This window comes from Microbacterium sp. ABR10, assembly GCF_057812175.1.
In genome coordinates, this window is record NZ_JBSZSV010000001.1 from 19,652 (window position 1) to 45,847 (window position 26,196).

Consider the following 26,196-nt stretch of genomic DNA (forward strand, 5'->3'; position numbering starts at 1 on the left):
CGACATGCTCACCATCACCCACACCCCCGAAGCCGGAACGATCATCGAGGGCACCAGCCGCGGAGACGGAACCGCCGACATCTTGAAGGCGAACGGCTGGCGGTGGGGCCGATCCATGGGAGCCTGGTACGTCCCCCAGTCCCGCGACCGCCTGCCCAAGTGGTGGAACATCAACCGTGCTGCGGCAGCGCTGCGCGAGGCCGGCCACGAGGTCACGATCGAGGCTGACGAGACGTTCCGGCCGACCGCCGAGGTGGAGGCGGACAAGATCGAGCGCCAGGCCGCCCGCGTCGACGCGCTCGAGGCGAAGGCCGACCGACGCGCGGCCGACGCAGACGCCGCCGACGCAGCCGCGCGCCGTGCGCTGGACCGCCTGCCCGAGGGCGGCGAGCCGATCAAGGTCGGGCACCACTCCGAAGGCCGCCACCGTAACGCGATCGCCAAGGCGGATGCCGCAATGGGTCGCAGCGTCGAGGCCGACCGCGAGGCCACCCGCGCCCGCGCCCGCGCCGACGTCGCCGCCAGAACCACCGACACCCGCTACGCGCCGGGGATGGTTGCCCGCCGCATCGAGCGGATCGCGACCGACATTCGCGGGTACACGCGCAAGATCGAGGGCAGCTCGCACAACTTCGGAGGCGGTTACATGGAGACGACCGCACCGGCGACAGGCGCCTATCTGGACCGGCTGACGACCCAGCGCGCGCAGCTCGAGGACGAACACACCTACTGGACCGCCGTCCGTGAAGCCCAGGCCGCCGCGGGACAGGTCACGATCCACAGCCGCGAGACGATCGCCAAGGGCGACATGATCAAGCACCGCTTTGGCTGGCACGTCGTCACCCGCGTGAACCCCAAGAGCGTGACCGTCGCGCTCGACTGGAACGACACCACCCGGCCCTACAAGGTCGATTACGCCGACGTGCAGGGGCACCACACCGCCGCCGAGGTCGAGGCCGCACGAGCCGCCGCCGCCGAAAAAGCCACCATCACGGAGGCCGCCGCGGCAAGCTGAGGCGCGCGGGACACCTACCTATATAGGTAGGTATCCCGTGAGGCGGGCCCCTCACACTCCCGGACGTGCCGCCGTTGGCGGGGCGCGAGCTGCGCTCCCGCAGCGTCGACGGAGCGACGCCCGAAGGTCGACCGGCTCCGCCGGCCGCCGAGGATCGCCCTACGGGCTCACGCTTTTTGCCGTGAAGCCTGCGGCAGCTCGTCCGCTTCGCTCCCTCGTAGCTACCTGCGAGCTCCGTTCAAGTGGCTGCGCCACCGGCTCTTCCGAGACTTTCGGCACGCGGTCGCTGCGCTTCCTTATTTCGCGCCGAAACTCTCTCCCCCCTCGCCCTGCGGGTTGCACTGCACCCTCCGGTTGCTCAGGCGGAGAACCGCCTTCACGGCAATAAACGATGAGGAGGAGAGAGAAATGCATCAGCAGATCACGACCGTCAGCATCTTCGTTCCGGCCACCACGGCTGAGGACCGGAAGTACCAGGGCCGCAAGATCGCCGAGCGCACCGAGGATCTGCAAGCCCACGCCCGCACCGGTTGGTCACTCGCGCACACCGCCACGATTCCCGGCCCCGAGGGCGTCATGTTCGTGGACACCCTGACCCGCACCACTGAGCAGTAACCCGCACCACCCATCGAGGAGGAGACGCCATGCCCGACACCACCAACACCAACCGGACGCCGGATCGGCCGACCTTCCTCGATGCGGTGGCCGAGTTCGCCCTCGTGTTCTCCCGCCCGGACACCGCTGCCGATCTGGCAACGCGCCTCAGCTGCCGAGAGGTCGACGCGCTTGCCGAGATGCTGCGCGCATGCGGGCAGGTCGAGGCGGCCGACCTGTGGATCGAAGAACACGCCACCGACGACGACGAGGGCGACGCGCACCACACTGAGGGAGGATCGGAGCAATGAGCCTCATCGTCTACTCGAAGCCGTCGTGCGTGCAGTGCACGGCGACCTACCGCGCGCTGGACGCGAAGGGCATCGAGTACACCGTCGTGGATCTCACCACCAACCCCGCAGCGCTCGAATACGTCATGGACGAGCTGGGCTACTCCGCCGCTCCCGTGGTCGTGGCAGGCGATCAAGACCACTGGTCGGGGTTTCGTCCCGACCTCATCGACAAGCACGCCGCATGAGGGAGCACGACACCACCAGCGACGACTACCGAGCCGGATACCTTGCCGGATACACCGACCGCCAGGGGGAGGTGGACCGGTTGGAGAACGACGCCGACCGGTTCTACCGCGCCGCCTACGGCGAGGAACGACGCATCCCCGGGCACTACGTCACACGCGCCGAGCTCGAGCAGCGGCGATCGCTGTCGGAGCCGCCGGTGGAAATCACCCGCCGCGACGCGCTCGCGTCATGGGGCCTGGAAATGCCCGCCGACGAGGACCCAGCCACCCCGGCCGCCGACGCCCCTCAGATCCCGTCGACGTCGACGGGGAGAACGAACCGCACGAGCAGGAGACGACAGATGAGCACCAGGACTATCACCGGCAATCTGGCCGTTGACCCCGAGGCCGTGCAGGCGGGTCGCGTGCAGATCGTCAAGCTGCGCGTGATCGAGAACACCGGCGAGTACCGCGCGGGGGAGTGGACCCCGCACGAGGCCCCGACAACGCATTTCGTGGAAGCGAAGTTCGAACTCGGCGAGCACGTGCTCGCGTCGCTGCACAAGGGTGACGCGGTGATCGTCGTCGGATACGAGCGCACCGTGGCATGGGGCGAAGGGGAAGACCGCCGCCACGGCCGCGTCCTCGAAGCTGACGCAATCGGCCCCGACCTCTCCCGCGCGACCGCCGTCGTCACCCGCTCACCGCGCGCACCGCGTCGCGGCGCCGCGGCCGAGTAACCCGTTAGGGGGGGCGAGGGCGACTAGGGCGTGTCTGACAAAGCGCGGGTCCATGCAATGACGGCGTTGAGGACGACGGCGGCGCGGTAGATGACGGCGTGCTTGTCGAAGCGGGTCGCGAGGCCGCGCCATTGCTTGGTGTGGCAGTAGTGGCGTTCGATCACGTTGCGGTTCCTGTAGTCGGCGGCATCGAGCCCGACCGGGCGGCCGCCGTGGGAACCGCGCCGTTTGCGATGCCCTTTCTGATCGTCGGGTTCAGGTATCACGGCCTTGATGCTGCGGGCGCGCAGGTGCCCGCGGATCGCTCGGGACGAGTACGCCTTGTCGCCGCGGATGGCGTCGGGTCTGGTCCGCGGCCTGCCGATGTCGCGGGCGACGCGCAGCTGCGCCATGAGCGGCAAGAACATCGGCGAGTCACCGGCCTGCCCGGGCGTGATCAGGGTGACAAGCGGGAGCCCGTTGCCGTCGACGAGCTGGTGGATCTTCGTCGAAAGCCCGCCGCGGGAGCGGCCGATCCCGTGATCAGGCGGCTCGATCAGCGGATTCGTGTAATTCGACTCAGCCCCCCGTGGTGCGAGTCGTGTTGGTCGCGTGCTGGTGCGCGCGGGCGATGGTCGAGTCCACCGAGAGCGACCAGTCGATCAACCCCGCAGCGTCGGCGGCAGCGGTCAGCTTGGCGAGGACCTTGTCCCATGTGCCGTCGGTCGCCATCCGGTGATGCCATGTCCACACCGTCTGCCACGGCCCGAACACCTCCGGGAGATCCCGCCATGCAATCCCGCACCGATAGCGGTACACGATCGCCTCGACCATCAGCCTCGCGTTCGAGAACCTCCTACCGGGCCGGCCCGTTGTACGCGGCAGCATCCCCTCGATCAGTGACCACTGGGCATCCGACAGCATCTGAAACCGCGACATGTGTCGAGTGTCCCAGCGCCGCACGCTCAACCTTTGCCGAACGCACCGAAGGAGGCGAGAGCGTCGTCCACCGTTTTCGCGGACGTGCTGATGGCGGTATGCCCGTCCTCGATATCCCACAGCGTGTTCTGCAGCAGGCGAGCAACCGTCCACCCCGCTGCACGACCACGGTCGAGGTCGAGCATCTCGGTGAGGATATCGAAGCGTCGTCGCACGATGCGTGGCGCGTCAGTGACGGTGTCATTGGTGCTCCACCCGCTGTCCAGGGCAGGCCAAAGATCGAACCCAGGATCGCCGACGAGAGGCTCCGGATCGATTGCTAGCCAGGGTTCACGGTCGGCTGCGAGGACATTGCCATAGTGCAAATCCCAGTGCAGCAGGTGATTCCCGGGCTCGGCTTCGAGCTCGGTGACTCTGCGCATCCATCGATGAAGCCGAGACCGGTCCTCGCCCTCAAGTGTGTGCATCGCTGCGGGCGCGTCGTCCAGCATCCCAGAGAGGATCGTTCCGACACGGGGAAGCCCGTTGGGGGCAGGCGTGCTGTGCAAGCGCGCCAGGAGCGAGCCGACCACACGAACAGCGCTGTCGTCGTCTTCGACGGCTTCGAGGGTGCGATCACCATGGAGGCGCTCGAGCAGCATTCCGCCGCGGTCGGGGTCGCTGTCTAGGAGGCGGACTATCCCACGGCCGTCCCATCGGACGAGGCCGAGGATCGCAGCCGTTGTTTCAGCGCGCGGCACTTGCAACTTCAGCGCTGCCTGCGTCCCGTCGGTGCGACGCACCGGCACGACGATCCCCGCCTCCCCCGATCGGACCACACCTTCCGGTCGAAGCTCCCAATCTTGAAGAAAGTCGCCAGCGACCGACGACAACACACTTGCCCATTCGCGGGTCGCGTCGTTGCCGGTCTCGAAAGCATTGAGAACCCCAGCTGGAACGACGAACTGTTGATCCCCGCCCATACTCAACAGTTCACCACAGCGAGCGACCGCTTACCCCAACAGCCACCATGGCCCATGAGCAGGCCCTTTGTCAGACACGCCCTAGCTCTCGTCGCGTTCGACCTCGAGCACGTAGAGGATCACGTGATCCTCCGGCATCGAGGCCCGTACCTCTGCGATCGCCGCGTCGCCGGATGCTGCGCTGCTGCGAACCACCGTCGCCGTCGCCGCGTCACGTGTTCGATGCGCCAGTTCCCACATCCGGCGATCATCGCACCCACCACCGACACCGCCCACGTGAACCGGCGCGGTCGTGGGGCCGGCGCCGCCGGCCCGTGAGGGGCGACCCCTCACACTCCCCGGCATCCCGTCCCGGGAGGCGAGCTGCGCTCGCCCGGCGGCGACGAAGCGCCGCCGGGCGGAGCCGCTGCGCGGCCCGTTCCCTGGGCTTTCTTCACCTCTCCGCGGTCTCAACCTATTTCGCTCCAACGGCTACGTGCCACCGATTCCGGACGCGCCCTACGGGCTTATTTCGCCCGGAATCGGCGTCACTTCGCCGCCTCCGCTCAAACGGTCATTCCCGCCGGAGAGGCAAAGAAAAACGATCAGTCAGGAGCAGTCATGTCCACCACCCTTGAAGCGATCCTCCGCGATCAGATGGTCACGTTTCTCGTCAGCAAGAACATCGTGTGCCCGCGCACCGGGGCCGCGCTCGACGCTCGGACGTGCGTCGTTCTCACCGACCGCGACGGCGATCCCGCGGCCGTCGTCTCGCCCGAGGGCTGGGAGCAGATCACCGGCGACCCCGATACCCTCGCCCGCCTCGCGAAGCACGGGCTGACTGTCGACCCGACCACCGTCCGCTGACAGGAGCGCGCCATGACCACCATCGACACCGGCCGCGCGACCGCGGCGCAGCTCGCGCTCATCCTCGACACCCGCCGTGCGGAGTCCGGCGATGACGCCGCGGCCACCGACGCCGAGATCCTCGCGCACGTGCGCAACACCCTCACCCTGTCGGGCGAGGGCGCGCCGGGCGGGCATCCCGTCACCGACAACGGCACCGAATACGCAGCCGCGCTTGTCGCGTTCCTCACCCCCGGGCCGACCGCTGACGCCCTGCTCGCCACGATCGAGCAGCTGCAACAACAGGTGTGGGCCGCGGCCCCGGTCCTCATGGTCGTCACCGTGACCGATGACGGGGAGACGTACCGCGCGCTGCGCTGCCCCGTCTGCGACCAGCTCGTCACCGACTCCTACGGCGACCTGTACGCCGTGGACGTCTCGACCAGGTGGAACATCGCGGAAACGGACGACGATCACCGCCAGATGAGCGTCAGCCGAGGGGACAACGACTACGGCAGCACCCTGTACTACCTGCACACGACAGGCCAGCCGCACGCCGTCGTCCCGCCCGAGGACTGGACCGAGAGCTGGAGCTGACCCAGCGGGGGAGGGGCCGGCCTACGGGCCGGCCACGAGGGGCGACCCCCTCGCGCCCTCCCCGGTGTTCCGCCTGCGGCGGGGCGCGAGCTCCGCTCACGCAGCGGTGACGGAGCACCGCCGGAGCGAGCCGCTACGCGGCAGGATTCCCCGTTTTCTTCACCTCTCCGCGGTTTCAACCTACTTCGCTCCAACGGCTACGTGCCACCGATCCCGGACGCGCCCTGCGGGCTTATTTCGCCCGGGATCGGCGTCACTCCGCCGCCTCCACTCAGTTGGTTTTCACTCGCCGGAGAGGCAAAGAAAAACGATCTGGAAGACGACAAAAGCCCCGTAGTGGACCTAGCACCACGGGACCTGTCGCCTTCATGGTCGCACACCGATCAAGGAGAAACCATCGTGAGCATCACCACCGGAACCGGGACCATCGAGCACATCGACCCGACCACCCTCGTCATCGAGGCGAACGTGCGCACCAGCGCGCCCGTGACCCGCGATTTCATCGCGTCGATCCGTGAGAACGGCGTCATCACCCCGATCCTCGCCCGCCGCGACGAGAACGGAAACGTCATCGTCCGCGCCGGTCAGCGTCGCACCCTCGCCGCCCGCGAGGCCGAAGTGCCCACCGTCCCCGTCTACGTCGTGGACGGGGACGACACCACCGCGGACCGGATCATTCAGCAGATCATCGAGAACGACCAGCGCGCCGACCTCAGCACCGCGGATCGCACCGCCGCCTGGGCGCAGCTGGCGTTCGAGGGCATCAGCGCCGCGCAGATCGCCAAGCGCACCGGCACCAAGACCGACGCGGTGAAAAAGGGCCTCGCCGTCGCCGAGTCCGCCACCGTCACCTCCGCTCTCAACGAGCACCCGCTGACCCTGGACCAGGCGGCGGTGCTGTTGGAGTTCGAGGACGACGCCGACGCCCGCGCGCACCTGATCGAGGTCGCCACCACCGACCCGACCCAGTTCGAGCACACCGCGCAGAGCCTCCGCGACGACGCCGCGGAAAAAGCCCGCCTCGCCGCCGTCGAGCAGGAGCTGACCGCGAACGGCTTCCAGGTGCTTACCCGCGGCGAGGCGTACGGGGAGGGGAGCCCGTGGGTGATCCTCCGCAAGCTCCACACCGCGGACGGCGCACAGGTCACCGCCGAGCACATCGCCACCGTCCCGGTGCGCGGCGCGCTCATCGACACCAACTGGCGCGGCGACATCGACGTGACCTACTTCGTTCAGAACCCCACCGATGCGGGCTTTACCTACGCCTGGGGCGCACCCGGCACCCCCGCCGAGCCGTTGACCGCGGAGCAGATCGAGGAAGAGCGCGTCGAGAAGTCCGCCGAGCGCAAGGCGCTCATCGCCAACAACAAGGCGTGGACCGCCGCTGAGACGGTGCGCCGCGAATGGATCGCGACGTTCCTGTCTCGCAAGACGCTGCCGAAGGACGCTGACCGGGTGATCGCGTTGGGCCTGACCGCTCACCGGTTCTCGGTGTCGTCCGCGATGTCGGGCGGCAACGACCTCGCGCACACGTTCCTCGGCGTCGAGCGGCCCTCCGGTTTCCGCACCGACGCCCTGGCCGCGCTGGTGGAAGCCAACCCCGGCAAGGCCCGCCTGGTGTCCCTGGCGGTCGTTCTCGCCGGGGCTGAGTCCAGCACCAGCAAGGAATCGTGGCGACGCGGCGACGAGCGCGCCGCCGCGTTCTTCCGCCAGCTCGCCGCGTGGGGATACGCCCTCTCCCCGGTTGAGCAGATCGTCACCGGCGACACCACCCCCGCCGAAGCCGCGGGCCTCGCCTGACCAACCGGACGGGGACCGGCATCCGCCGGTCCCCGTCACCCCCGGCGTCACCCCCGGCGTCACCCCCGGCGTCACCCCCGGCGTCACCCCCGGGCGTCACCCTGTCGCATCACCCTTTTTTCACCCCCCGGGCGTCACCCTCAGCTGCCCAGAAAGGCGCACCATGACCACCACTACGACCCCCGCCGTCGATGTCGACGTGTGTGGACACACCGCGGCGCTGCGCGAGGCGGAAGCCGCCGTCAACACGGCCACGGCATCCGGCGACGTCGAGCAGATCGCCGCGGCCGCGCACGCGCTCATCGTCGCCGCGGCGGCGCATGGCTGGCCCACCGCTACGGCCCTGGTGTTCAAGTACGAAAGGACCGGTCCCGTCGCTCACGTGTGGGGGCTGTGGCGCGTGGTCGACGTCGACGGACGCGTGCTGCGCGAATGGGAGGACGAACCCGGCGACATGACCGACGAGTCCGAAGAAGAACTCGTCGCCCTCGACCTCATCACCAACCGCGCCGCGACGCTGCACGTCACGGACTACGGAACGCCCGCGGGCACCGCGGCGACGGTGCTGCACGCGCTCACGCTCTGAGCATGGCGGCGGGCCGACCCGAAAGGGCCGGCCCGCACGAGGGGGAGACCCCCTCGACCCCCCTCCAACGCGGGTCGCGGGTTCCCCGCTCGAGCGCGGTCAGCTGCGCGGCCGCGGCTTGTACTTCTTGCCCGCCCGGATGTTGACGTTCTCGATGACGCCGACGACGGCCAGGCCCGCGGCGACGAGAAGGATGATCGCCCACCCGAGGACGTTCAGCCACGTGCCGGCGAACACCGCCGCCGTCTGCTCCGCCGCGATCGCGAAGAGCATGAACGACGCACCAAACCACACCATGCCGTTAGACACCAACGCCGCTTGAGCGAGCTTCGACCGCTTCTCAGACATGCGCTCACCATCCCACCCGTCGCTGCGCGAATCTACGGCGTGACACCGCCGCCGCGGTGTGCTTCAAGGCGCTCCGATAAGGTCCCCTGCCTGGTTCAGCGCCTCTCCCAGCAGATGCTAATAATCATCCCCGGTTGGGCGGACCACTCCGGTGGACGCGCGCAGGGGGATGAATAGGAGTGTTGCGCTACATACCCTAGGGGGGTATGGTATCTGGGTGAACGGATACGAGGGCAACAAAGACGACCTCCAGAAGCGGCTGCGTCGCGTCGAGGGTCAGGTACGAGGGATCGCCCGAATGGTCGATGAAGACAAGTACTGCATCGACATCCTTACGCAGGTCTCCGCCGCGACGAAGGCTTTGGAGACGGTTGCGCTATCCCTGCTCGGGGATCACCTCCGCCACTGCGTCGCGGAGGCGAGCGCAGAGGGCGGCCAGGTTGCCGCAGAGAAGATTCGTGAGGCCAACGACGCGATTGCACGGCTCGTCCGTTCCTGATCCCGCACCAACCCCAGAGGAGCAAATCATGACCGACCGCATCGAACTCGGCCTGAAAGACACCAACGCCGGCTGCGCTTGCTGCGCCACGTCCACAGCGACAGACGCACCCGCGTCCACCGCGGCGACGGTGACAGAAGACGTCCTGGTGACCGGAATGACATGCTCGCACTGCGTGTCGAGCGTCACGGAGGAGCTGACTGCGATCGACGGTGTCGAGAACGTCACGGTAGACCTCAACGCCGGCGGTACGTCGCGCGTCACCATCCACAGCTTGACCCCGATCGATGCTGCCGCAGTGCAGGCCGCGGTGGAGGAGGCCGGCTACACCCTGGCCGGCGCACCCGCATGAGCGCGGTCGACGTCGAACTCGATATTTCCGGGATGACATGCGCGTCGTGTGCGACCCGGATTGAACGCAAGCTGAACAAGCTTCCCGGTGTGGAAGCAACGGTGAACTACGCCACCGAAAAAGCACGTGTTCGCGGGAACGATGTCGACCCTGCCACCCTGATCGCCGCCGTCGAATCCGCGGGGTACCAGGCGGCTCTCCCCGCACCGCCACCGAGCGGTGACATCGATGAGAACACCCCAAACCGAGAGGACGGCGAGGTCGGGACGCTACGGCGGCGTCTGCTGATTAGTGCCGCCCTGTCGCTGCCGGTGGCAGTGTTGTCGATGGTCCCGGCGTTGCAGTTCGAGTACTGGCAGTGGCTTGCCCTCACTCTCACCGCCCCGGTGGCGGTCTGGGGCGCGTGGCCGTTCCACCGGGCCGCGGCCGTCAACGCCCGACACGGCGCGGCGACCATGGACACCCTCATCAGCGTTGGCGTCATCGCCGCATTCGGGTGGTCCCTTTACGCGCTGTTCTTCGGTGGCGCAGGCATGCCCGGCATGACGATGACGTTCACCCTCGTCGGTACCCCGCAGGCCGGGGGCCACGAAATCTATCTGGAAGTGGCCGCGCTGGTCACCGTCTTTATCCTGGCCGGGCGGTATGCCGAAGCGCGCGCGAGGAGATCATCGTCGGAGGCGTTACGGGCGCTGCTGGAGATGGGCGCGAAGCACGCCACGCAGCTCGTCGACGGCGCCGAACGGATGGTGCCGGTCGCGCAGCTGTCGGTCGGAGACACTGTGCTCGTTCGACCGGGGGAGAAGATTCCCTCCGACGGGCTGGTGATCGATGGTGCCTCCGCCGTCGATGCCAGCATGCTCACCGGAGAATCAGTCCCCGTCGAGGTGACGACTGGGTCGCGTGTCGTAGGAGCGACGGTGAATGTCGGCGGCCGCCTCACCGTAGAAATCACCCGGGTCGGCGCCGACACCGAGCTCGCGCGCATGCGCCGGCTGATGGAGGAAGCCCAAACCGGCAAGGCCAAGGTGCAACGCATCGCTGACCGGGTGTCGGCCGTGTTCGTCCCGATCGTCATCGGACTTGCCGCCGCCGCCTTCGTCGGCTGGATGATCGCTGGGACATCGCTGGAACAAGCGTTCACCGCCGCGGTCGCGACACTAATCATCGCGTGCCCGTGCGCGCTTGGCCTCGCCACCCCCACCGCCCTCTTGGTGGGCACCGGCCGGGGCTCGCAGCTGGGAATCTTGATCCGTGGACCGCAGGTGCTGGAGCAGACCCGCACCGTCGACACCATCGTGCTTGACAAGACCGGCACCGTGACCACCGGCAAGATGACCGTCACCACCGTTCACCCCGCTCCTGGTGTCACCCGGGACGAGCTGCTGCGGGTCGCCGCTGCGGTCGAGGCGGGCTCCGAGCATCCCGTCGCCCGCGCGATCACCGCCACCGCGCCTGGTGCATATGCGGACAGCTTCGCCTCGCACGCCGGGTTCGGTGTGCAGGGGATCGTGGACGGCGCCGCGGTGGTCGCGGGCCGCGCCTCCTGGCTGGCCGAGCAGTGGGGCATCCGCCCACCGTCGGAGGCCGCAGCGGAGCTGAACACGCTCGCTCGTACCAGTACCGCAATCGCGGTCGGCCGCGACGGGCAGTACCTGGGCGCGATCGGCGTGGCGGACACGGTGAAGCCGACCAGCTCGACCGCCATCGCACGGTTCCGCGCACTCGGGCTGCGCCCGGTGCTCCTCACCGGCGACAACGACACCACGGCCGCACGGATCGCCGCTGAGGTCGGCATCTCCGACGTGCACGCCGGCGTCACCCCCGCCGGGAAGCTCGAAGTGATCCGCCGGCTCCAAAACGATGGCCACGTGGTCGCAATGGTCGGTGACGGCGTCAACGACGCCGCGGCCCTCGCCGCAGCCGACCTCGGCCTTGCGATGGGGGGCGGCACGGACGCGGCGATCGCCGCCAGTGACATCACGATCGTCTCCGGCGACCTGACCGTCGTGGCCGACGCGATCCGACTCTCCCGCCGCACCCTCCGCACCATCAAGAGCAATTTGTTCTGGGCCTTCGCCTACAACGTCGCCGCCATCCCGATCGCGATGGCCGGGCTGCTGAACCCGCTCGTCGCCGCGGCGGCCATGGCGCTGTCGTCGGTGTTCGTCGTGACCAACAGCCTCCGGCTGCGCCGGTTCCGCCCCGAGCCGGCACCCGTGCACATCGCCCGCACTCCCATGCCCCAACCGGCCTGAATCGTGCGCCGTGGCGGCGCACCCAGCGAAGGAGGCTCCCATGAGCCAGCACGAACATCACAACCACTCGGCCCGCACGAACCACCAGGGCCACAACGCTCCGGCGGCAACGGCAGTACACGACCACGCAGCGATGGGCCACCCGCACGGCACGGATGATCGGGCACCTGCGGCGGGGCACGCCGGGCACGGTCACGCCGACCACGGCGGTCACGCCGGTCACGGTGATCACGTCGCCCGGTTCCGGCGGCTGTTCTGGATCATGCTGGTTCTCGCGGTGCCGGTCGTGGCTTTCTCCAGCATGTTCTCGATGCTGATCGGCTACCCGCTGCCGGACGCGGCGTGGGTGGGATGGGTGTCCCCGATTCTCGGGACCGTCATGTATGTCTGGGGTGGCGCCCCGTTCCTTACCGGCGCCGTCAGCGAGCTGCGCGCCCGCAAGCCCGGCATGATGCTTCTCATTGCCCTCGCGATCACCGTCGCGTTCCTCGCGTCCTGGGGGGCAAGCCTCGGGCTGTTGCACCACGAGTTGGACTTCTGGTGGGAGCTGGCGCTGCTGGTCGTCATCATGCTTCTCGGGCACTGGATCGAGATGCGATCCCTCGCCCAGACCACCTCCGCCCTCGACTCCCTCGCCGCGCTCCTGCCCGACGAGGCCGAGAAGGTGGACGGGGAAACCACCGTCACCGTCGCCCCCGCTGAGCTGCAGGTCGGTGACGTGGTTGTGGTCCGCCCCGGTGGGCGGGTTCCCGCGGACGGGCGGATCGTGCAGGGCTCGGCCAGCATGGACGAGTCGATGATCACCGGAGAATCCCGCCCCGTTCGCCGCGGCGACGGCGATCAGGTCGTCGCCGGCACGGTCGCCACCGACTCCGGAGTTCGCGTAGAAATCACCGCGGTCGGGCAGGACACCGCCCTCGCGGGCATCCAAAAGCTCGTCTCTGAGGCTCAAAACTCCTCCTCTCGCGCGCAGCGGCTCGCGGACCGTGCTGCGGGGTGGCTGTTCTGGTTCGCGCTCGGCGCGGCCGCGGTCACCGCTGTGGTGTGGTCCCTGGTGGGATTCCCCGACGAAGCGGTCATCCGCACCATCACCGTTCTGGTCATCGCCTGCCCGCACGCCTTGGGACTGGCGATCCCGCTCGTCGTGTCGATCGCCACGGAGCGTGCCGCGCGCGGCGGTGTTCTGATCAAGGACCGTCTCGCGCTGGAAAGCATGCGCACCGTCGACACGGTGCTGTTCGACAAGACCGGCACACTCACCAAGGGAACGCCGGCCGTCACCGCGATCGACCCTGCCGAAGGGGTCGATGCAGACGAACTGCTGGCTTTGGCCGCCGCCGCCGAGGCGGACTCTGAACACCCCCTTGCTCGGGCGATCGTGAACGCCGCGAAAGAGAAGCAGCTCACCGTGCCCTCCTCCAACGACTTTGAATCGTCCCCGGCCGTCGGTGTCCGCGCGCAGGTCACCGGGCGCACCGTCCAGGTCGGCGGCCCCTACATGCTCGAGCAGGAGAAGGCCGCTGAGCGGTCGATCGCGAACGAGTGGCGCAAGGAGGGTGCGATCATCCTCCACGTTCTCATCGACGGGCAGGTGGCAGGAGCGCTGCGCCTGGCGGATGAGATCCGCCCTGAATCGCGCGCTGCGGTCGACGCGCTGCACCAGCGGGGCGTGCAGGTGGTCATGATCACCGGAGACGCCGAAGCGGTTGCCGCCTCCGTCGCCGCCGACCTCGGCATCGACCGCTTCTTCGCCGGGGTCCGCCCAGAAGACAAGGCATCCAAGGTCAAGCAGCTTCAGAACGAATCCCGCAAGGTCGCCATGGTTGGTGACGGGGTGAACGACGCACCCGCCCTCGCGCAAGCCGATGTCGGTATCGCCATCGGCGCGGGCACCGACGTCGCCATCGCGTCCGCCGGGGTCATCCTCGCCAGCGACGACCCCCGCTCTGTGCTGTCCGTGATCGACCTGTCGCGGGCCAGCTACCGGAAGATGAAGCAGAACCTGTGGTGGGCCGCCGGATACAACCTCATCTCCGTCCCCCTCGCCGCCGGAGTGCTCGCCCCTATCGGGTTCGTCCTCCCCATGTCCGTCGGAGCGATCCTGATGTCGCTGTCCACGATCGTCGTCGCGCTCAACGCGCAACTCCTGCGTCGGCTCGACCTCAGCCCGCAAGCCGTCGCCGCGAAGTAGTTTCCCCGCGCCCGCAACCCCCGAATCGTCCCCGTCGCCCGCTCGTATCGTGGCAGGCGCCGGGGACGGTCCCCGGGAAAGGACCAGCGACCATGACTGCTATTGACCAGATGCTCACCACTCACCCCAAGGCCGGAACCATTGACGCTGCGGACGCCCTCGCCCGCTGTATCCAGGCGTGCATCGACTGCGCGCAGACCTGCACCGCGTGCGCCGACGCGTGCCTGTCGGAGGACATGGTGGCCGAGCTAGTGACGTGCATCACCAAAAACGCCAACTGCGCCGACGTCTGCGCCGCGACCGGTGCGGTGCTTTCTCGACAGACGACGGTGGACGTCGAGGTGGTTCGCGCTGTTGTGGAGGCATGCCGTACCGCGTGTGCCGCGTGCGCGCAGGAATGTGAGCAGCACGCCGACATGCACGAGCACTGCCGGGTCTGCGCAGAGGCATGCCGTCGCTGCGAGCAGGCGTGCAGCGACCTCCTCGCGGCGTTGTAAGGCACCAGGTGCCGTCACGCACTCGCTGACAAGGTGAGCGTCGGCCGTCAAGCAGACCGCCCGCCCGCCGTGAGAAGTTAGCCTAGAAACCGACCAGGAGGTGAAGATGTCGTTGATTGCCCTCGCGCAGCATGTGCGTGGCCAGCGTGCATTCACCCGCACCCTGCTGATGGTGATCGCTGTAACCGGCGCCGTCATCGTGGGGCTTCTGGCAATGCACTCCCTCAACACCCACACCACCGCCTCCGGACATGGCGACACGGTGGCTGTCGCGGAAGAGGTATCGACTCATCACGATGCGTCGCCCCTCTCCGCGCAGTTGAACACGACCGCCGCCCACGACGACGGCTGCGGCGACTGTGGCGACGATCACGCCATGGCCTGGATGGCGTGCGTGTTGGCGCTGCTTGTCAGCGTGCTCGTGCTCGCACGTCACCGTATCGGGTGGCGCATTACCGTCCGAGACGACGTACTCCGCGCGGTACAGGTCCGGTGGCCCGCGCCCGCACAGATTGTCCCGCCACCTTCCCTCACGGTTCTCTGCATCAGTCGCACGTGATGACGCGTACGCCCGCCTTCCGCGCGGGCAACGCATCTTCCCGCACGACAACCGTCGTGCCTCATCACCGACTGATGGAGACAACCACCATGAAGACCCGCGCCGCGGCGACCGCCGCGTTCACTCTCGCCGCCCTGCTCACTCTCGCCGGATGCTCCGGCGGGACCACCTCGGGCGGCAGCATGCCCGGAATGGACCACGGCAGCAGCAGCAGTGCTAGCCCCGCGCAGTCCGCGGACGCCAACGAGGCGGATGTCATGTTCGCCAGCATGATGATCGAGCACCACACTCAAGCGATCGAGATGTCCGACACGCTCCTGTCGAAAGACGGCATCGACGAGCGCGTCACCGCCCTGGCGGAGCAGATCAAGGCCGCTCAAGAGCCTGAAATTGCGACCATGGAAGGGTGGTTGGAGGACTGGGGAGCCAGCTCCTCCGACATGGGCGGCATGGACCACAGCGGCGGCGGCATGATGAGCGAGGACGACATGCAGGCCCTCGAGCAGGCCACCGGTACGGACGCCGCGCGACTGTTCCTTCAGCAGATGATCGAACACCACCGCGGCGCGATCGAGATGGCCCAGGAAGAGGCCAGCAACGGCCAGAACAGCGACGCCGTCGCCCTGGCCAACCAGATCGTCGAATCGCAGACGTCCGAAATCGCGACCATGGAGGAGCTTCTGGCAACTCTCTGATCACCCGGGTGGGGCGCGGAAAGCCGCCGCGCCCCACCTGATCAGACGAAACGCACCACCATGCGCCACCACCCGATCTTCCGCGCGGCATCAATTCGCACGCGCACCCTCCCCACCACCGTTGTCCTCGTGAGCACCGCACTCGCTCTCGCGGGGTGTGCCGGGGGACCTACCCTCACGGGCAACGCCCACCCCGAACAGGTGCTCTCACACGTTCACGGCATCGTCGAAGACCCCGCCAGCGACGGGTTTCTCCTCGGAACACACGAGGGGATTTTCACCGTCACTCGGGACGGCGAGCTGGGTCCCCGCCTCGCAGACACCGATTTCGATGCGATGGGCCTTACCGTTGTCGACGACACGCTCGTGGTGTCAGGCCACCCCGGCAGAAACACCCCAGCCGAACTCGGCACGCCCAACCTCGGCATCATCCGCAGCGCCGACAACGGAACGACCTGGGAGCCCACCGCATTTACCGGTGAGAAAGACTTCCACGCCCTCGCCGCAGGCTTAGACGGCACCCTCTACGGCGTTGCCACAGACGCCAGCGAAGTGCTCACCAGCAGCGACGGCGGGGGCACATGGCAATCAACCGGGGCATCCGTCTACGCTATGTCGATCGCCGCTGATGCAGCCGGGCGGGTCATCGCATCCACCTCGGAAGGCCTGATGGTCAGCATGGACCGGGCCGTGACCTTCCAGGAATGGGCGGGCGCCCCTCGTCTCGTTGGCCTCAGCTCCTCCCCGGACCACAACCGCGTAGTCGGTATCGGCTCCCAAGGGAAGATCTGGACCACAACCGCTGGCGCCCAAAATTGGTACGAGGTTGGATCAGCCCACGGCGCTACTCAAGCCGTCACCATCACGAACAACGGCGACATCCTCATCGTCGACGACAGCGGCCTCACCCTCATTCCGACTCAGTAACGGCCTCACGCTGCACTGAACCGCGCCCGCGAATCGCGACGGACCAGGTCCGTCCCGCTGATGCAGTGATCACGTGCTCAAGCCGGCGTCTTCGCCGGTGGCGCTGAAAAGAAAGCTCTCCATCCGATGACGTTCTTCGACCCTCCATCACTAATCACCGTTTCACGAAAACAAGCCCGCCAGGCTCGGCTTCAAGCTGCCGGCGATAGCCACGATCCGAGTCCTCTTGAAGTACCGCCGCAGCGGCTGCGTTCGCGCCTGCGCTCCACTTCGCCCGTCGATGAATTCGCAGTAGCCCTCGCAATGTTTCCTCTGACGCACAGTGACCCGAAGCCTCGACAGGCCTCGGCCGTGCATGGGCAACCTGCCTCCACCCGGAGTCGCGCCCAGCCGAGAGGCACGCGCCCGATGACTTGGTCCCTGGGGGTGGTTGGGATTGTTCTCCTCGCGGTGGGCATGACAACACCCGCCGAGGCGCTTCCACACACGCACGACGGGCCAGCTACCCCCACCCTGGCGGGATCGGCCCTCAGCTCGGATGCGGTTCAGGCTTACGTCGCCCCCGCCAGTACGCTGACAACTGACCTGGCCAGAGACTCTGCTTACGGGGTGGGAACTGTCGTCGACGTCGCGAGCACGGCAAGCATCTCGAACTTCTCGGACACCGTGTTCACCAACGACGCCGAGTGTGCAGTCCAATGGCCGTATCCGGTGGGCGTTCCCATCACTTACGGCTTCGGTATGCGCGATGGACGCATGCACGAAGGAACCGACTTCATTCCCGGCACGGGCGCCCAGATTCAAGCCGTTGCAGACGGAGTAGTTCGCATCGCGACCGACAACGGAGGCGCGTTCGGAGTCACCATCGTCATTGATCACCTGATCGATGGGGACCTTATCTCCACCCGCTACGCCCACATGCAATACACCTCGCGCCAAGTCGAGGTCGGAGACACGGTCAAAGTCGGTCAATACATCGGCCGCACCGGAAACACAGGGCGATCGTTCGGAGACCACCTCCACTTCGAGATTCTGCAAGGCGGGTCACAGGCCATCGACCCCATCCCCTGGCTTCGATCACACACGACCTGCTGATCATTCGTGACGAACACTGGTGACCGGCTTCGGTGGGGTCACAGTTCTTGTAGCGTCCAGATCGAGTCGTGCAAGGTAAAGACAAAGGGGGTCTGCACGTGACGTGCAGACCCCCTCTTGGTCAGATCAGACGCGCTGGCTGATCGTGCCGCCGGGGTTGCGGTTGGCGGTCGACTCGGTGACGAACCGGCCCGTCGACGAGGGAGAGCGGGACTAGGACGCAGGGGTGAGGCGCAGATCGAGTTGGACGCTGTGCGACCTGAGCATCGTGAAGGTGTTGCAGAAGTCGACGCCGAGGGCGAGGCACACATTAGGAATAAGGACACGTCGCTTAGCGCCAGCCTGAGGCTGTTCATGGGTGACGACGGTGTGGCCGTGCGCCGCCGCATGCGCGATCAGTTGGTAGTCCGCGACGCTAAAGAACTCGCTCACCGCAGCGGAAGTGAAATCCTGCGCATTAGCCCACACCGCGACGTCCGCCAGCTTCGCGGCCACCGCAGCGTCTGGCTCGAAGAATGCCTCGGGATGCGCTCGTGCCCAGTGGGCGAGCTCATCCGATCCACGGACCAGCTCGTCCCCAACAGCTCGGACACTCCCAATGGCTCCCGTCTCCGCGGCGGCGTCCAGCCAGTCCCAGAAGCCTGGAGCCAGGTCGAAGCCGTAGTAGCGGTTCTTGGCCTCGATGAACACGTTCGCGTCCAGGAGGTACATCAGGCCACCCCCAACTCTTCGGCCAGCCGATTGAACGTTTCCGGCTTCGCCGTGCCGAGCAGACGATATGCCTCGCCGTATGCGGTGCCGCCTTCGTGCGCGTCTTTGATCACGGCTTGGGCGAAGCGGCGGCCTAGCCGGATTGGCTGGGTGTAGTAGTAGTTACCCCCGCTGTTTTCCTGCCGACGTTGAGACAGCTCCCGCACACGCTCACTTTCCGCTGTGTATAGATCCCAGAAGTCGTCAGCGGGGACCGCGTCAACTTCATGCAGACGCAGCAACACCACGAGTGTGCTTACGCGGTACACGCGTGCCAAACGCTCAAGTTCCTCGACCGTCACGCTGCCGTGGAAGTCGCTGAGCAGTTGTGCACGTGGCACGAGCACTTCCGCGGCGACCTGGTTGCACCAGCGTTCGTGCGTGTTCTGGGACGCGCGAGCCACGCCGGCATCGGAGATGGCGGATTCGCCCAGCCAGACATGCGCCAACTCATGAATGATCGTGAAAATTTGAGCGGCCTTCGTGTCGGCAGCGTTGACGAAGATCAGCGGCGCGTAAGAGTCCACGAGCGTGAAGCCCCCGAACTCTTCGGGATCGAGGACGCGACGGTTGTCGCCGCCAACTACTCCGTTCACGGACACCAGAACGCCTGCGGCCTCGATGAGGTCAATGAGACGTCGGAAGGCGTCTTCCCAGGATGTGAAAGTTCGACGTTTCTCCATCGTGAAGCTGATGGTCTGTCGGATCTGACCGGCCACGCTGTGCGGAGCATCCTCGACTGTGGCGGACCCAACGAACCGGATTTTTCGGAAACCATGGGATATGGCGAAGTTCCTAAACCAGTCCTGCCGACGTTGACACAGATAGATCGTGTCTCGTAGATCGACGGAGAGGTCGTCGACGGGCCTGTTGCTCCGAGTGCGGAAGTCGGGGATTGGTGTCTCCTCCGCAGGGGGCTCGGGGAGGAAGAGGTACCCCAGAGGGACATGCATCGCCGTCGCGAAAGACTGGAGCTGCTTCATTGTGGGAAGAACGTCACCTGCTACCCACTCGTCATAGCGCGGGAACCGATGTTTGAGGCCGCCCTCAGTCCACCGCGCTCTCCGCGCCGCCCACTTGAGCAAGCTCGGGCGAACGGGCACGCGAATCGTCACGGCGCTCACCTTCCCCCTAGTTGCCTGCGCTCATCGTAGGCGGAACCAACGACACTCACCCGATTTCGGCGCGACGGCTGCTCACATACCGCGGCCGACACCGTGCAAAACCGATCGGTTTTGCACGCTCGGAAGGCCTGTCGACCAGGTGGCTGTGGAGTTTCCCACTCGGTGGCGGTGTTCTGTGATCGCTTCGTGTCGCTGAGTCAGTTGCCGATGACGAGGACGCTGGCGGCGGCTTCGATAACGTCGTCGGTGATCGTCTCGAGTTCGTTGATCTTGAGCACGCGACTGATCTGGGGGAAGAGCCGTTCGAGGAGACGGAAGTTGCCTCGGGTGATGCGTTCGATGGCGGCGACGGCTTGGGCGTCGGTGAAGTCATCGGGGTTTAGGGTGCGTCCGAGGCGTTTCCAGTGTCGGTCGAGGACGAAGAGGAGTTCGTCTCGGCCGAGGGCGCGGTAGCGGTGGGAGAAGCCGAGGCGGCTGTAGAGCTGGGGGTAGTGGCGGAAACGTTGGTCGATGCCGGGCATGCCGATCAGGATGATCGCGAGATGGGTTCGGTCGTGTTCGTCGCGGAGCAGCTCGAGCGCGGTGGGCGTGAGGCGCTCGGCTTCGTCGACGATGAGCAGTTCGACCCACCGAGCGGTGTCGCCGCTATTCACGCCGGCGACTTTTCCGATGGTGCGGAGGTGTTCATCGATGCAGATGCCGACTTTGGCCTGCCATCTGTTGATGTCTTGCATGAGGTCTCTGGGTCGCGGGAGGACCTCGGGTGTGTAAAAGACGGCGCGGGAGCGATGCGCCAGCGCGTAGTGTTTCGCGTCGTCCTCGCTCCGCGGACCCCACGCGGTGATGTAGGGCTCGAGGGTGTCCCAATTGGCGTAGCGGCGGGCGGAGTTGGTCTTTCCGACTCCGGCATCGCCGTGGCAGATGCCGATGGTGCGTTCCTTCTTCACCGCGTTCGCGAATTCGGTGAAACGGCGATGTTCCTTGGTGACGATGAAGCTCTGGGTCATCACTCCTCCTCGTAGGTGCGGAGTCGTTTCTTGAGCGGGGTCGGGTCCGCGAGGTGGGGTTCTTCGCGGTGGGCGATGGTGGGGATGCGATCGTTGATGGCGCGGCGGAGTTCGTGGCGGCGCACGCGACGGGCGGCTTCGATGTCTCGCAGGCTGAGGCGGGTGTTGGGGTGGGCTTCGTCGACGGCGACGCAGATGAAGGTTTCGTGGTCGTAGACGCGGATCTCGGAGAGGTCGCGGGGGTCGTAGCGGATGGTGACGGTGTGTCCGACGAACGGGGCGAGGGTGGGCGCGAGGTAGCGCTGGCCTTGGAAGTGGATTCCATCTCGTTGAACGGTCCGATGCGTGGGCACGGTGAGCAGCAGACCGTCGAGCTCGTCGAGGGTGTCGGGCATGCGGGGTATCCAGCCGTCCGCGACCCATGCGTCGCGCGGTGAGATGCCAAGCGCCTGATGGGTCCGCTGGTTGTAGGTCGCGATGAACGCGCCGATCGCTCGGTCCACGCCGGGGAGGTCGAGCACGGGCTGTGGGCGGCGGTTCCCGGGGCCGAGGTGGCCGGGGAGGGTCGGGAGGACTTCGGTGTTGATGGTGCCGAAGAATCGCTCGATCTTGCCACGCCCCTGGGGTCGGCCGACGGTAGAGAAGATGAGCCGGAGGTGCAGCTCGACGGCGGTGCGTTCGAGGTGGTGGCTGGTGAAGTCGGAGCCGTGGTCGACGTGCAGCACGTCGGGGATTCCGCACATCGCCCACGCGGGATCGGTCTTTCGCCAGATCGCCTGGCGCAACGCGAGAGCGGTGTTCAGCGACGAGGGCGCTCCGGTGAAGACCATGTAGCCGCAGATCGCGCGGGAGTGATCATCCATGACGGTGGTCAGCCAGGGGCGGTCGGGCTTCCCGTTCGTGCCGATGATGAGGATGTCGAGTTCGGTGTGGTCGGCTTGCCAGATGTGGTTCGGCCGTTCCGCCCGATGGCGGAACACCAGCTCGTGACGATCGCGGTAGGACGCAGGACCCTCCAATGCGAGGGTGACGAGCGCGGGGTCGAGGGCCTGCACGATCTGGCGGACGGTCGCGTAGCTCGGCGCCGGCCTCCTGTCGCGCATGCACTCCTCGACGGTGAGGCGATGCAATGTCGCAATCGATGGTCGAGGCCGCGTCAGGGCGAGCCGCTCGATGATGGCGACGGTTGCGGGGTCAGTGCGCCGGCTGCCTTTGTCTCTTCGTGCAGTGTCGTCGAGTCCTGCGAGCCCGTGTTTCTTGTAGAGCTGATGCCAACGTTGCAGCGTCCGCGTGCCGATGCCGCTCTCGCGGGCGAGGGCCGCGAGGGGGACCTGATCTTCGACGTGAAGTCGGAGGATCCGCCACCGCTCGAGGCCGTCCATGAGTCGCTACATCACTGCGCTCTCGCGGGCCGCGTGGGCCTGCTGGTGGCGGTAGAGCGTTGCGCGACTCCACCCGACAAGTCGAGCGGCATCCTCGGCGGTGCGGCCGCGCGCTCGCGCGTCAGCGGCAATCGCGAGCTTTTCCGCGATCACAATCGGGTCCGACAGGGGCCGACCGAACCGGGTCCCGTTCGCGCGGGCAGCCGCGATGCCGGCGTTGACCCGTTCGACGATGAGCTCCCGCTCGTACTCCGCGAGCGTGGCCAGCATGTTCAACATCAGCCGGCCCGTCGACGTCGACGGATCGATGCCATCCGAAATAGACCGCACCTGTACGCCGCGCTCGCGCAGCAGATTCACGGTGTTCAGCACGTCAATCAGGGACCGTCCGAGACGATCGACTCGCCAGACGACGACGGTGTCGCCGTCCTCGGCGTACTCGAGGAGCTTCTTCATCCCGGTCCGCTCGATCGCGGCCTTGCTCCCCGAGGTGACATCCGCGAAGACGTCACGCTTCTGCACGCCAGCGGCGACGAGCGCGTCGAGCTGCAGCTGCGCGTCCTGACTCGACGTACTCACACGCGTATAACCCAGAAGCCTCACGAGGTCATTCTGACTCGAAAACACCCTCCACGTCCCCTCCTGAGACAAAACTCGGCAAGACGTGTTTTCGAGACAACCAACGTTCTGAGAATCGGCATTCGCTGAGGGTGAAACGACGACCGGTCGGTGCGCCTCAGAAAGCTACTGGTTTTTGAGGCGCGCGCCGACCCTCCGCTGTCGGAGCGTGGGTGAAGGGTTCAATCGGTCTGAACGACCGGTAGCCCCGTCGCGGCTGCGGCGTCTGCGAGCGAGCCGAGGTTGCGTACTTGGGTGAAGCCTGCGTCCTCCATGAGGTCGACGGCGGCTGCGGCGCGTTGACCTGAACGGCAGTAGACGACGTAGTCGGCGTGGGGGTCCAGGTCAGGGATTGCCGCTTGCAGCTCGCCGGCGGTGACGTCGAGCAGAAGTGCCCCATCGAGATGCCCTTCGGCGTGTTCGGCGGGTGTGCGGACGTCGATGACGATCGCATCCGAGCTGACCGCAGGTTGGGCGGTGGTCGGCGCGGTGCAACTCGTGAGCGCGAAGGCGGCGACGAGTGCGGTGACTGTAACGAGGGCGAAGCGACGCATGGGGTCCTTTCGGGGGTTTGGGGTTAGAGGTTGCAGGAGCGGTCGGCGCAGTGATGTGTGGGGTGTCGGCTGAGACGGCGGTGGAGGTGGCAGCCCGCGCACCAGCCGAAGATCGCTTCCAGGGCTAGGAGGATGAAGCAGACACCGCACAGGGCGAGTACCCCCTGGAGGGGGATAGCGCCGGAGCCCAGCGCGACGCATGAGACTGTGGCGATGCCGACGGCTAGCCACCACGCGAAGGCCTTCTGCGGGGCGCCGACCCAGCGCGGGGAGTGGGAGCGGCTCGCGAGTCGTCCCAACGCCAGGGTGATCGACAACCGATCACTGACGAGGAGACGGATCAGCATGTCGAGCAGGAAGAACATCCCGAACAATTGCAGCGGGCGAGTCGTCCCGAACGCGAGTGCGGCGGTGGCGGCGAAAAGTCCGAGCATCAGCAGGAGACCGGCCGCGATCCGGACCGCACGTTCATCGATGACAGGCCCCTGGTAGCCCTCGATGAGGGCACCAACGCGCGGGAGGACGACAGCGGGGGTGACGGACATGAGCGGTTCCCGGAGGGTCATAGAAGAGGTGCGAGGCGCAGGATCGTCGCTGTGAGCATGATGATGCCCACGCCCAGGACGAAGAAGCCGAAGCTTTTGCGGAGCGTGGGGGCGGACAACTTTCTGGCGAGCAGCATCCCGGCGACGGAGCCGACAACGGCGAAGGCGGTGAAAGGAAGAACGGTTTCCCATGGGATCGCGGTGGCGAACACCTGTGCGGCGAGTCCTGCGGTGGAGTTCAGTGCGATGACGAGGAGTGATGTGCTGGTGGCCGCGGCGATGGGCAGCCCGAAGATCAGCAGCGCGGGGACGATGAGGAAACCACCTCCCGCCCCGAGCAGCCCCGTGAGGAACCCCACAGACACCCCGATGATCACGACGCGCAGGACATGAGAGCTGCGCGCGCGAGGTCGCTCGGGTGGGGCGGGTGTGCGACGGCCGCGGATCATTGCGAGTGCTGTGGCGATCATTATGCCGCTGAAGAGCACGGCGAGAAGGACGTCGGGCACGAACTGCCCCAGAGATGCACCGCCGAGCCCGCCGAGCATCCCTGTCGCCCCGAACGCGACACCGACCCCCCATTTCACGGTCCCCGTTCGCGCGCGTATCAGGACGGCGATGGCGCTGGTCACTGCGACCACGAAGAGCGAAGACGCGATCGCCTCTCGCGTTCCCATGCCCAATATCAGGGTGAGGACGGGGACGGCGAGGATTGAGCCGCCTCCGCCGAGGAGCCCGAGCGCGACGCCGACCACGGTCGCGAGGATCATCGCGGTGATGATGGGCAAGGTCATTCGGGCTCCTCGAGGGGTCAGGCGGCGTTCGCGGCGGGCTGCGCCGTTGCGGCGAGCCAGGCGCGGTAGCTGCCGTCGATCTCGATGACGTCGTGACCGGCTCGACGCAGGGCGCTGGCGACGACGCTGTTGCGGACGCCGCTCTGGCAGTAAGTGAGGATGACGCCCGAGCTGGGGAGCTCATCGGTGTGCCAGAGAGCGCGACCGCCGGAGAGTTGGGCGGCACCGGGGATGTGTCCCGCGTTGTATTCGGTGCGGTTGCGCACATCGAGCAGGAGGGCGTGCTCCACCTGGTCGATGTCCGTGGGGGCGATGATCTTCGGCTGAACGAGCCGCAGTCCGTCGAGGGTGTCGGTGAAGCCGTGGACAGCGTCGATCCCCACCCGCAGCAGGTGGTCGCGGAACCGCCCGGCCGCGTCAGTCGAGTCGGCCAGAATGACGAGGGGGCGTGTTTCCGTCTCAGGGTCGTAGACCCAGGCGGCGTAGCTGGCGGCTTTTGCTTCGCCGGGGACGTTGAGCGCGCCGGGCACGGTGCCCTGGTGTACCTGCGCGTGGTGGCGGGTGTCGATGAGGATGACGCTGTCTTCCTCCAGCGCAGCGGACAGGTCGGAGGCGTCGATTTGCGGTAGCGGTGCGAGCTTGCCCAGCAGAGCGGGCCCGGTGCGGTTCTGCAGCTTCATCCGGGCGAAGTAGGCGTGCGCGTCAGGTTGATCATCGAGGAGAGAGTTGATGAAGCCCTGCTCGTCGCCGGCGGCCAGGTACGTTCCCCACCAGGCAAAGCGTCGCTCGTATCCGACCGTGGAGGTGGGGACGGCGCCGAGGGCCTTGCCGCAGGCCGAGCCGGACCCGTGTGCGGGGAGCACCTGGACGTAGTCCGGGAGGGTGAGGAAACGGTCGCGAAGGCTGGCGAACAGATCGCGCGCGCCCTGGAAGCGGGTGTCGATACCGCCGGCGGCTTCATCAAGCAGGTCAGGGCGGCCGATGTCGCCGACGAAGACGAAGTCGCCGCTGAGGAAGTAGCCCGGGCCGGAGGTGGCGGCTCCATCGGTGACGAGGAAGGAAAGGTGCTCGGGGGTGTGGCCGGGGGTGTGCACTGCTTCGAGGGTGATGTTGCCGAGGGTGATGCGCTGACCGTGCACTATCCGGGTGGCGTCATCGAATCCGGAACCGTACTGCCAGTCGGGCCCGCCCTCGGCGGAGACGTACATCGTCGCTCCCGTGCGGGCAGCGAGTTCGCGGGTGCCGGAGAGGTAGTCGGCGTGGATGTGAGTCTCGGTGACGGCAGTGATGGTCATGCCATGCTTCGCGGCGAGGTCGAGATAGACCTGCACGTCGCGGCGGGGATCGACCACAATCGCTTCACCGTTCCGCTGGCAACCGATCAGGTAGCTGGCGTGCGCGAGGTCGTCATCATAGAAGCGTTCGAGGAGCATGGGGATCTGCTTTC

30 protein-coding genes are annotated in these 26,196 nt (G+C 67.0%); 18 read left to right on the forward strand and 12 right to left on the reverse strand.

Annotated elements, in window-relative coordinates; translation table 11 throughout:
* The first annotated feature begins 4 nt into the window (after positions 1 to 4).
* The 5 genes from ACXKZF_RS16730 to ACXKZF_RS16750 all read left to right on the forward strand — a co-directional run bounded on the left by ACXKZF_RS16730 (position 5) and on the right by ACXKZF_RS16750 (position 2,866).
* On the forward strand, positions 5 to 1,015 hold the full coding sequence (locus tag ACXKZF_RS16730; RefSeq protein ID WP_488986066.1) for a DUF3560 domain-containing protein: 1,011 nt from the start codon (positions 5 to 7) through the stop codon (positions 1,013 to 1,015).
* Positions 1,016 to 1,423: 408 nt separating this feature from the next.
* Positions 1,424 to 1,630 carry a hypothetical protein gene (locus ACXKZF_RS16735; RefSeq protein WP_488986067.1) on the forward strand — a complete coding sequence of 69 codons (207 nt, stop codon included), beginning with the start codon at positions 1,424 to 1,426 and terminating at the stop codon, positions 1,628 to 1,630.
* Between the two features lie 29 nt (positions 1,631 to 1,659).
* Complete coding sequence (locus ACXKZF_RS16740; RefSeq protein WP_202401085.1) at positions 1,660 to 1,920, forward strand: hypothetical protein; 261 nt, start codon at positions 1,660 to 1,662, stop codon at positions 1,918 to 1,920.
* Positions 1,917 to 2,147 (forward strand): glutaredoxin-like protein NrdH, encoded by a 231-nt coding sequence (gene nrdH / locus ACXKZF_RS16745; protein ID WP_160897554.1) that lies wholly within the window; start codon positions 1,917 to 1,919, stop codon positions 2,145 to 2,147. Before ACXKZF_RS16740 ends, nrdH begins: the two co-directional genes overlap by 4 nt.
* The gene (locus tag ACXKZF_RS16750; RefSeq protein WP_160897555.1) at positions 2,144 to 2,866 is read left to right on the forward strand and encodes a single-stranded DNA-binding protein; all 723 of its coding nucleotides are present in this window, start codon (positions 2,144 to 2,146) and stop codon (positions 2,864 to 2,866) included. The genes nrdH and ACXKZF_RS16750 overlap by 4 nt, the downstream gene beginning before the upstream one ends.
* A 23-nt stretch (positions 2,867 to 2,889) precedes the next feature.
* On the opposite strand, the gene ACXKZF_RS16755 is transcribed toward ACXKZF_RS16750, so the two are convergent.
* Both ACXKZF_RS16755 and ACXKZF_RS16760 read right to left on the reverse strand, forming a co-directional pair.
* Positions 2,890 to 3,784 (reverse strand): IS5 family transposase gene (locus tag ACXKZF_RS16755; RefSeq protein ID WP_179559560.1). Its coding sequence is split into 2 segments (ribosomal slippage): positions 2,890 to 3,432 and positions 3,434 to 3,784, totalling 894 coding nucleotides; the frame shifts between segments, so codons are not numbered across the junction.
* Between the two features lie 26 nt (positions 3,785 to 3,810).
* Entirely contained in the window at positions 3,811 to 4,746 is a 936-nt protein-coding gene (locus ACXKZF_RS16760; protein WP_179559142.1) for an aminoglycoside phosphotransferase family protein, read from the reverse strand.
* Positions 4,747 to 5,346: 600 nt separating this feature from the next.
* Between ACXKZF_RS16760 and ACXKZF_RS16765 the strand changes: the two genes are divergently transcribed.
* The 4 genes from ACXKZF_RS16765 (at position 5,347) to ACXKZF_RS16780 (ending at position 8,554) form a co-directional block, all read left to right on the forward strand.
* On the forward strand, positions 5,347 to 5,592 hold the full coding sequence (locus tag ACXKZF_RS16765) for a hypothetical protein (RefSeq protein WP_488986068.1): 246 nt from the start codon (positions 5,347 to 5,349) through the stop codon (positions 5,590 to 5,592).
* A 12-nt stretch (positions 5,593 to 5,604) separates the two neighbouring features.
* Entirely contained in the window at positions 5,605 to 6,168 is a 564-nt protein-coding gene (locus ACXKZF_RS16770; RefSeq protein ID WP_488986069.1) for a hypothetical protein, read from the forward strand.
* A gap of 399 nt (positions 6,169 to 6,567) precedes the next feature.
* Positions 6,568 to 7,968 (forward strand): ParB/RepB/Spo0J family partition protein, encoded by a 1,401-nt coding sequence (locus tag ACXKZF_RS16775; RefSeq protein WP_488986030.1) that lies wholly within the window; start codon positions 6,568 to 6,570, stop codon positions 7,966 to 7,968.
* A gap of 163 nt (positions 7,969 to 8,131) precedes the next feature.
* Complete coding sequence (locus ACXKZF_RS16780; protein ID WP_160897559.1) at positions 8,132 to 8,554, forward strand: hypothetical protein; 423 nt, start codon at positions 8,132 to 8,134, stop codon at positions 8,552 to 8,554.
* A gap of 99 nt (positions 8,555 to 8,653) precedes the next feature.
* On the opposite strand, the gene ACXKZF_RS16785 is transcribed toward ACXKZF_RS16780, so the two are convergent.
* Positions 8,654 to 8,902 (reverse strand): hypothetical protein, encoded by a 249-nt coding sequence (locus tag ACXKZF_RS16785; RefSeq protein ID WP_160897560.1) that lies wholly within the window; start codon positions 8,900 to 8,902, stop codon positions 8,654 to 8,656.
* Positions 8,903 to 9,119: 217 nt separating this feature from the next.
* Between ACXKZF_RS16785 and ACXKZF_RS16790 the strand changes: the two genes are divergently transcribed.
* The 9 genes from ACXKZF_RS16790 (at position 9,120) to ACXKZF_RS16830 (ending at position 17,975) form a co-directional block, all read left to right on the forward strand.
* Positions 9,120 to 9,401 (forward strand): metal-sensitive transcriptional regulator, encoded by a 282-nt coding sequence (locus ACXKZF_RS16790; RefSeq protein WP_058233655.1) that lies wholly within the window; start codon positions 9,120 to 9,122, stop codon positions 9,399 to 9,401.
* Positions 9,402 to 9,429: 28 nt separating this feature from the next.
* Entirely contained in the window at positions 9,430 to 9,753 is a 324-nt protein-coding gene (locus ACXKZF_RS16795) for a cation transporter (protein ID WP_488986031.1), read from the forward strand.
* A complete protein-coding gene (locus ACXKZF_RS16800; RefSeq protein ID WP_488986032.1) occupies positions 9,750 to 12,011 on the forward strand; it encodes a heavy metal translocating P-type ATPase in 2,262 nt (753 codons plus the stop codon). The genes ACXKZF_RS16795 and ACXKZF_RS16800 overlap by 4 nt, the downstream gene beginning before the upstream one ends.
* Before the next feature lie 40 nt (positions 12,012 to 12,051).
* Positions 12,052 to 14,202, forward strand: a complete 2,151-nt coding sequence (locus ACXKZF_RS16805; protein WP_488986033.1) for a heavy metal translocating P-type ATPase — start codon at positions 12,052 to 12,054, stop codon at positions 14,200 to 14,202.
* Positions 14,203 to 14,294: 92 nt separating this feature from the next.
* Positions 14,295 to 14,699 (forward strand): four-helix bundle copper-binding protein, encoded by a 405-nt coding sequence (locus ACXKZF_RS16810; RefSeq protein WP_488986034.1) that lies wholly within the window; start codon positions 14,295 to 14,297, stop codon positions 14,697 to 14,699.
* Between the two features lie 106 nt (positions 14,700 to 14,805).
* A complete protein-coding gene (locus ACXKZF_RS16815) occupies positions 14,806 to 15,258 on the forward strand; it encodes a DUF6153 family protein (protein WP_488986035.1) in 453 nt (150 codons plus the stop codon).
* A gap of 89 nt (positions 15,259 to 15,347) precedes the next feature.
* Complete coding sequence (locus ACXKZF_RS16820; protein WP_298877280.1) at positions 15,348 to 15,953, forward strand: DUF305 domain-containing protein; 606 nt, start codon at positions 15,348 to 15,350, stop codon at positions 15,951 to 15,953.
* Between the two features lie 129 nt (positions 15,954 to 16,082).
* Positions 16,083 to 16,880, forward strand: a complete 798-nt coding sequence (locus tag ACXKZF_RS16825) for a F510_1955 family glycosylhydrolase (protein WP_488986036.1) — start codon at positions 16,083 to 16,085, stop codon at positions 16,878 to 16,880.
* A gap of 609 nt (positions 16,881 to 17,489) precedes the next feature.
* Entirely contained in the window at positions 17,490 to 17,975 is a 486-nt protein-coding gene (locus ACXKZF_RS16830) for a M23 family metallopeptidase (RefSeq protein ID WP_488986037.1), read from the forward strand.
* 213 nt (positions 17,976 to 18,188) lie between these two features.
* Here ACXKZF_RS16830 and ACXKZF_RS16835 read toward each other — a convergent pair whose 3' ends face one another.
* The 9 genes from ACXKZF_RS16835 to ACXKZF_RS16875 form a co-directional block, all read right to left on the reverse strand.
* On the reverse strand, positions 18,189 to 18,686 hold the full coding sequence (locus ACXKZF_RS16835) for a DUF4411 family protein (protein WP_488986038.1): 498 nt from the start codon (positions 18,684 to 18,686) through the stop codon (positions 18,189 to 18,191).
* Entirely contained in the window at positions 18,686 to 19,444 is a 759-nt protein-coding gene (locus tag ACXKZF_RS16840) for an ImmA/IrrE family metallo-endopeptidase (protein WP_488986039.1), read from the reverse strand. The genes ACXKZF_RS16835 and ACXKZF_RS16840 overlap by 1 nt, the downstream gene beginning before the upstream one ends.
* 602 nt (positions 19,445 to 20,046) lie before the next feature.
* Positions 20,047 to 20,856, reverse strand: coding sequence for an AAA family ATPase (locus ACXKZF_RS16845; RefSeq protein ID WP_488986040.1), 810 nt, complete (start codon positions 20,854 to 20,856; stop codon positions 20,047 to 20,049).
* Positions 20,856 to 22,238: a transposase gene (locus ACXKZF_RS16850; protein WP_488986041.1), complete on the reverse strand. Its 1,383-nt coding sequence runs from the start codon at positions 22,236 to 22,238 to the stop codon at positions 20,856 to 20,858. The genes ACXKZF_RS16845 and ACXKZF_RS16850 overlap by 1 nt, the downstream gene beginning before the upstream one ends.
* Before the next feature lie 6 nt (positions 22,239 to 22,244).
* The gene (locus tag ACXKZF_RS16855) at positions 22,245 to 22,841 is read right to left on the reverse strand and encodes a recombinase family protein (protein ID WP_488986042.1); all 597 of its coding nucleotides are present in this window, start codon (positions 22,839 to 22,841) and stop codon (positions 22,245 to 22,247) included.
* A 197-nt stretch (positions 22,842 to 23,038) separates the two neighbouring features.
* Positions 23,039 to 23,410 carry a rhodanese-like domain-containing protein gene (locus tag ACXKZF_RS16860; RefSeq protein WP_488986043.1) on the reverse strand — a complete coding sequence of 124 codons (372 nt, stop codon included), beginning with the start codon at positions 23,408 to 23,410 and terminating at the stop codon, positions 23,039 to 23,041.
* Between the two features lie 23 nt (positions 23,411 to 23,433).
* Positions 23,434 to 23,955 carry a DUF4395 family protein gene (locus tag ACXKZF_RS16865; protein WP_488986044.1) on the reverse strand — a complete coding sequence of 174 codons (522 nt, stop codon included), beginning with the start codon at positions 23,953 to 23,955 and terminating at the stop codon, positions 23,434 to 23,436.
* Positions 23,956 to 23,972: 17 nt separating this feature from the next.
* Positions 23,973 to 24,749 (reverse strand): sulfite exporter TauE/SafE family protein, encoded by a 777-nt coding sequence (locus ACXKZF_RS16870; protein ID WP_488986045.1) that lies wholly within the window; start codon positions 24,747 to 24,749, stop codon positions 23,973 to 23,975.
* 17 nt (positions 24,750 to 24,766) lie between these two features.
* On the reverse strand, positions 24,767 to 26,182 hold the full coding sequence (locus ACXKZF_RS16875) for an MBL fold metallo-hydrolase (RefSeq protein ID WP_488986046.1): 1,416 nt from the start codon (positions 26,180 to 26,182) through the stop codon (positions 24,767 to 24,769).
* Between the last annotated feature and the right edge of the window lie 14 nt (positions 26,183 to 26,196).

Excerpts from the sequence above, each read along its gene's own strand:
- ACXKZF_RS16850 (WP_488986041.1), bottom strand. The coding sequence starts at position 22,238 with ATGGACGGCCTCGAGCGGTGGCGGATCCTCCGACTTCACGTCGAAGAT.
- ACXKZF_RS16780 (WP_160897559.1), top strand. The coding sequence starts at position 8,132 with ATGACCACCACTACGACCCCCGCCGTCGATGTCGACGTGTGTGGACAC.
- nrdH (WP_160897554.1), top strand. The coding sequence starts at position 1,917 with ATGAGCCTCATCGTCTACTCGAAGCCGTCGTGCGTGCAGTGCACGGCG.
- ACXKZF_RS16875 (WP_488986046.1), bottom strand. The coding sequence starts at position 26,182 with ATGCTCCTCGAACGCTTCTATGATGACGACCTCGCGCACGCCAGCTAC.
- ACXKZF_RS16795 (WP_488986031.1), top strand. The coding sequence starts at position 9,430 with ATGACCGACCGCATCGAACTCGGCCTGAAAGACACCAACGCCGGCTGC.
- ACXKZF_RS16750 (WP_160897555.1), top strand. The coding sequence starts at position 2,144 with ATGAGGGAGCACGACACCACCAGCGACGACTACCGAGCCGGATACCTT.
- ACXKZF_RS16760 (WP_179559142.1), bottom strand. The coding sequence starts at position 4,746 with ATGGGCGGGGATCAACAGTTCGTCGTTCCAGCTGGGGTTCTCAATGCT.
- ACXKZF_RS16870 (WP_488986045.1), bottom strand. The coding sequence starts at position 24,749 with ATGACCTTGCCCATCATCACCGCGATGATCCTCGCGACCGTGGTCGGC.
- ACXKZF_RS16835 (WP_488986038.1), bottom strand. The coding sequence starts at position 18,686 with ATGTACCTCCTGGACGCGAACGTGTTCATCGAGGCCAAGAACCGCTAC.
- ACXKZF_RS16815 (WP_488986035.1), top strand. The coding sequence starts at position 14,806 with ATGTCGTTGATTGCCCTCGCGCAGCATGTGCGTGGCCAGCGTGCATTC.
- ACXKZF_RS16845 (WP_488986040.1), bottom strand. The coding sequence starts at position 20,856 with ATGACCCAGAGCTTCATCGTCACCAAGGAACATCGCCGTTTCACCGAA.
- ACXKZF_RS16810 (WP_488986034.1), top strand. The coding sequence starts at position 14,295 with ATGACTGCTATTGACCAGATGCTCACCACTCACCCCAAGGCCGGAACC.
- ACXKZF_RS16805 (WP_488986033.1), top strand. The coding sequence starts at position 12,052 with ATGAGCCAGCACGAACATCACAACCACTCGGCCCGCACGAACCACCAG.
- ACXKZF_RS16860 (WP_488986043.1), bottom strand. The coding sequence starts at position 23,410 with ATGCGTCGCTTCGCCCTCGTTACAGTCACCGCACTCGTCGCCGCCTTC.
- ACXKZF_RS16770 (WP_488986069.1), top strand. The coding sequence starts at position 5,605 with ATGACCACCATCGACACCGGCCGCGCGACCGCGGCGCAGCTCGCGCTC.
- ACXKZF_RS16740 (WP_202401085.1), top strand. The coding sequence starts at position 1,660 with ATGCCCGACACCACCAACACCAACCGGACGCCGGATCGGCCGACCTTC.
- ACXKZF_RS16730 (WP_488986066.1), top strand. The coding sequence starts at position 5 with ATGCTCACCATCACCCACACCCCCGAAGCCGGAACGATCATCGAGGGC.
- ACXKZF_RS16800 (WP_488986032.1), top strand. The coding sequence starts at position 9,750 with ATGAGCGCGGTCGACGTCGAACTCGATATTTCCGGGATGACATGCGCG.
- ACXKZF_RS16785 (WP_160897560.1), bottom strand. The coding sequence starts at position 8,902 with ATGTCTGAGAAGCGGTCGAAGCTCGCTCAAGCGGCGTTGGTGTCTAAC.
- ACXKZF_RS16820 (WP_298877280.1), top strand. The coding sequence starts at position 15,348 with ATGAAGACCCGCGCCGCGGCGACCGCCGCGTTCACTCTCGCCGCCCTG.
- ACXKZF_RS16865 (WP_488986044.1), bottom strand. The coding sequence starts at position 23,955 with ATGTCCGTCACCCCCGCTGTCGTCCTCCCGCGCGTTGGTGCCCTCATC.
- ACXKZF_RS16735 (WP_488986067.1), top strand. The coding sequence starts at position 1,424 with ATGCATCAGCAGATCACGACCGTCAGCATCTTCGTTCCGGCCACCACG.
- ACXKZF_RS16765 (WP_488986068.1), top strand. The coding sequence starts at position 5,347 with ATGTCCACCACCCTTGAAGCGATCCTCCGCGATCAGATGGTCACGTTT.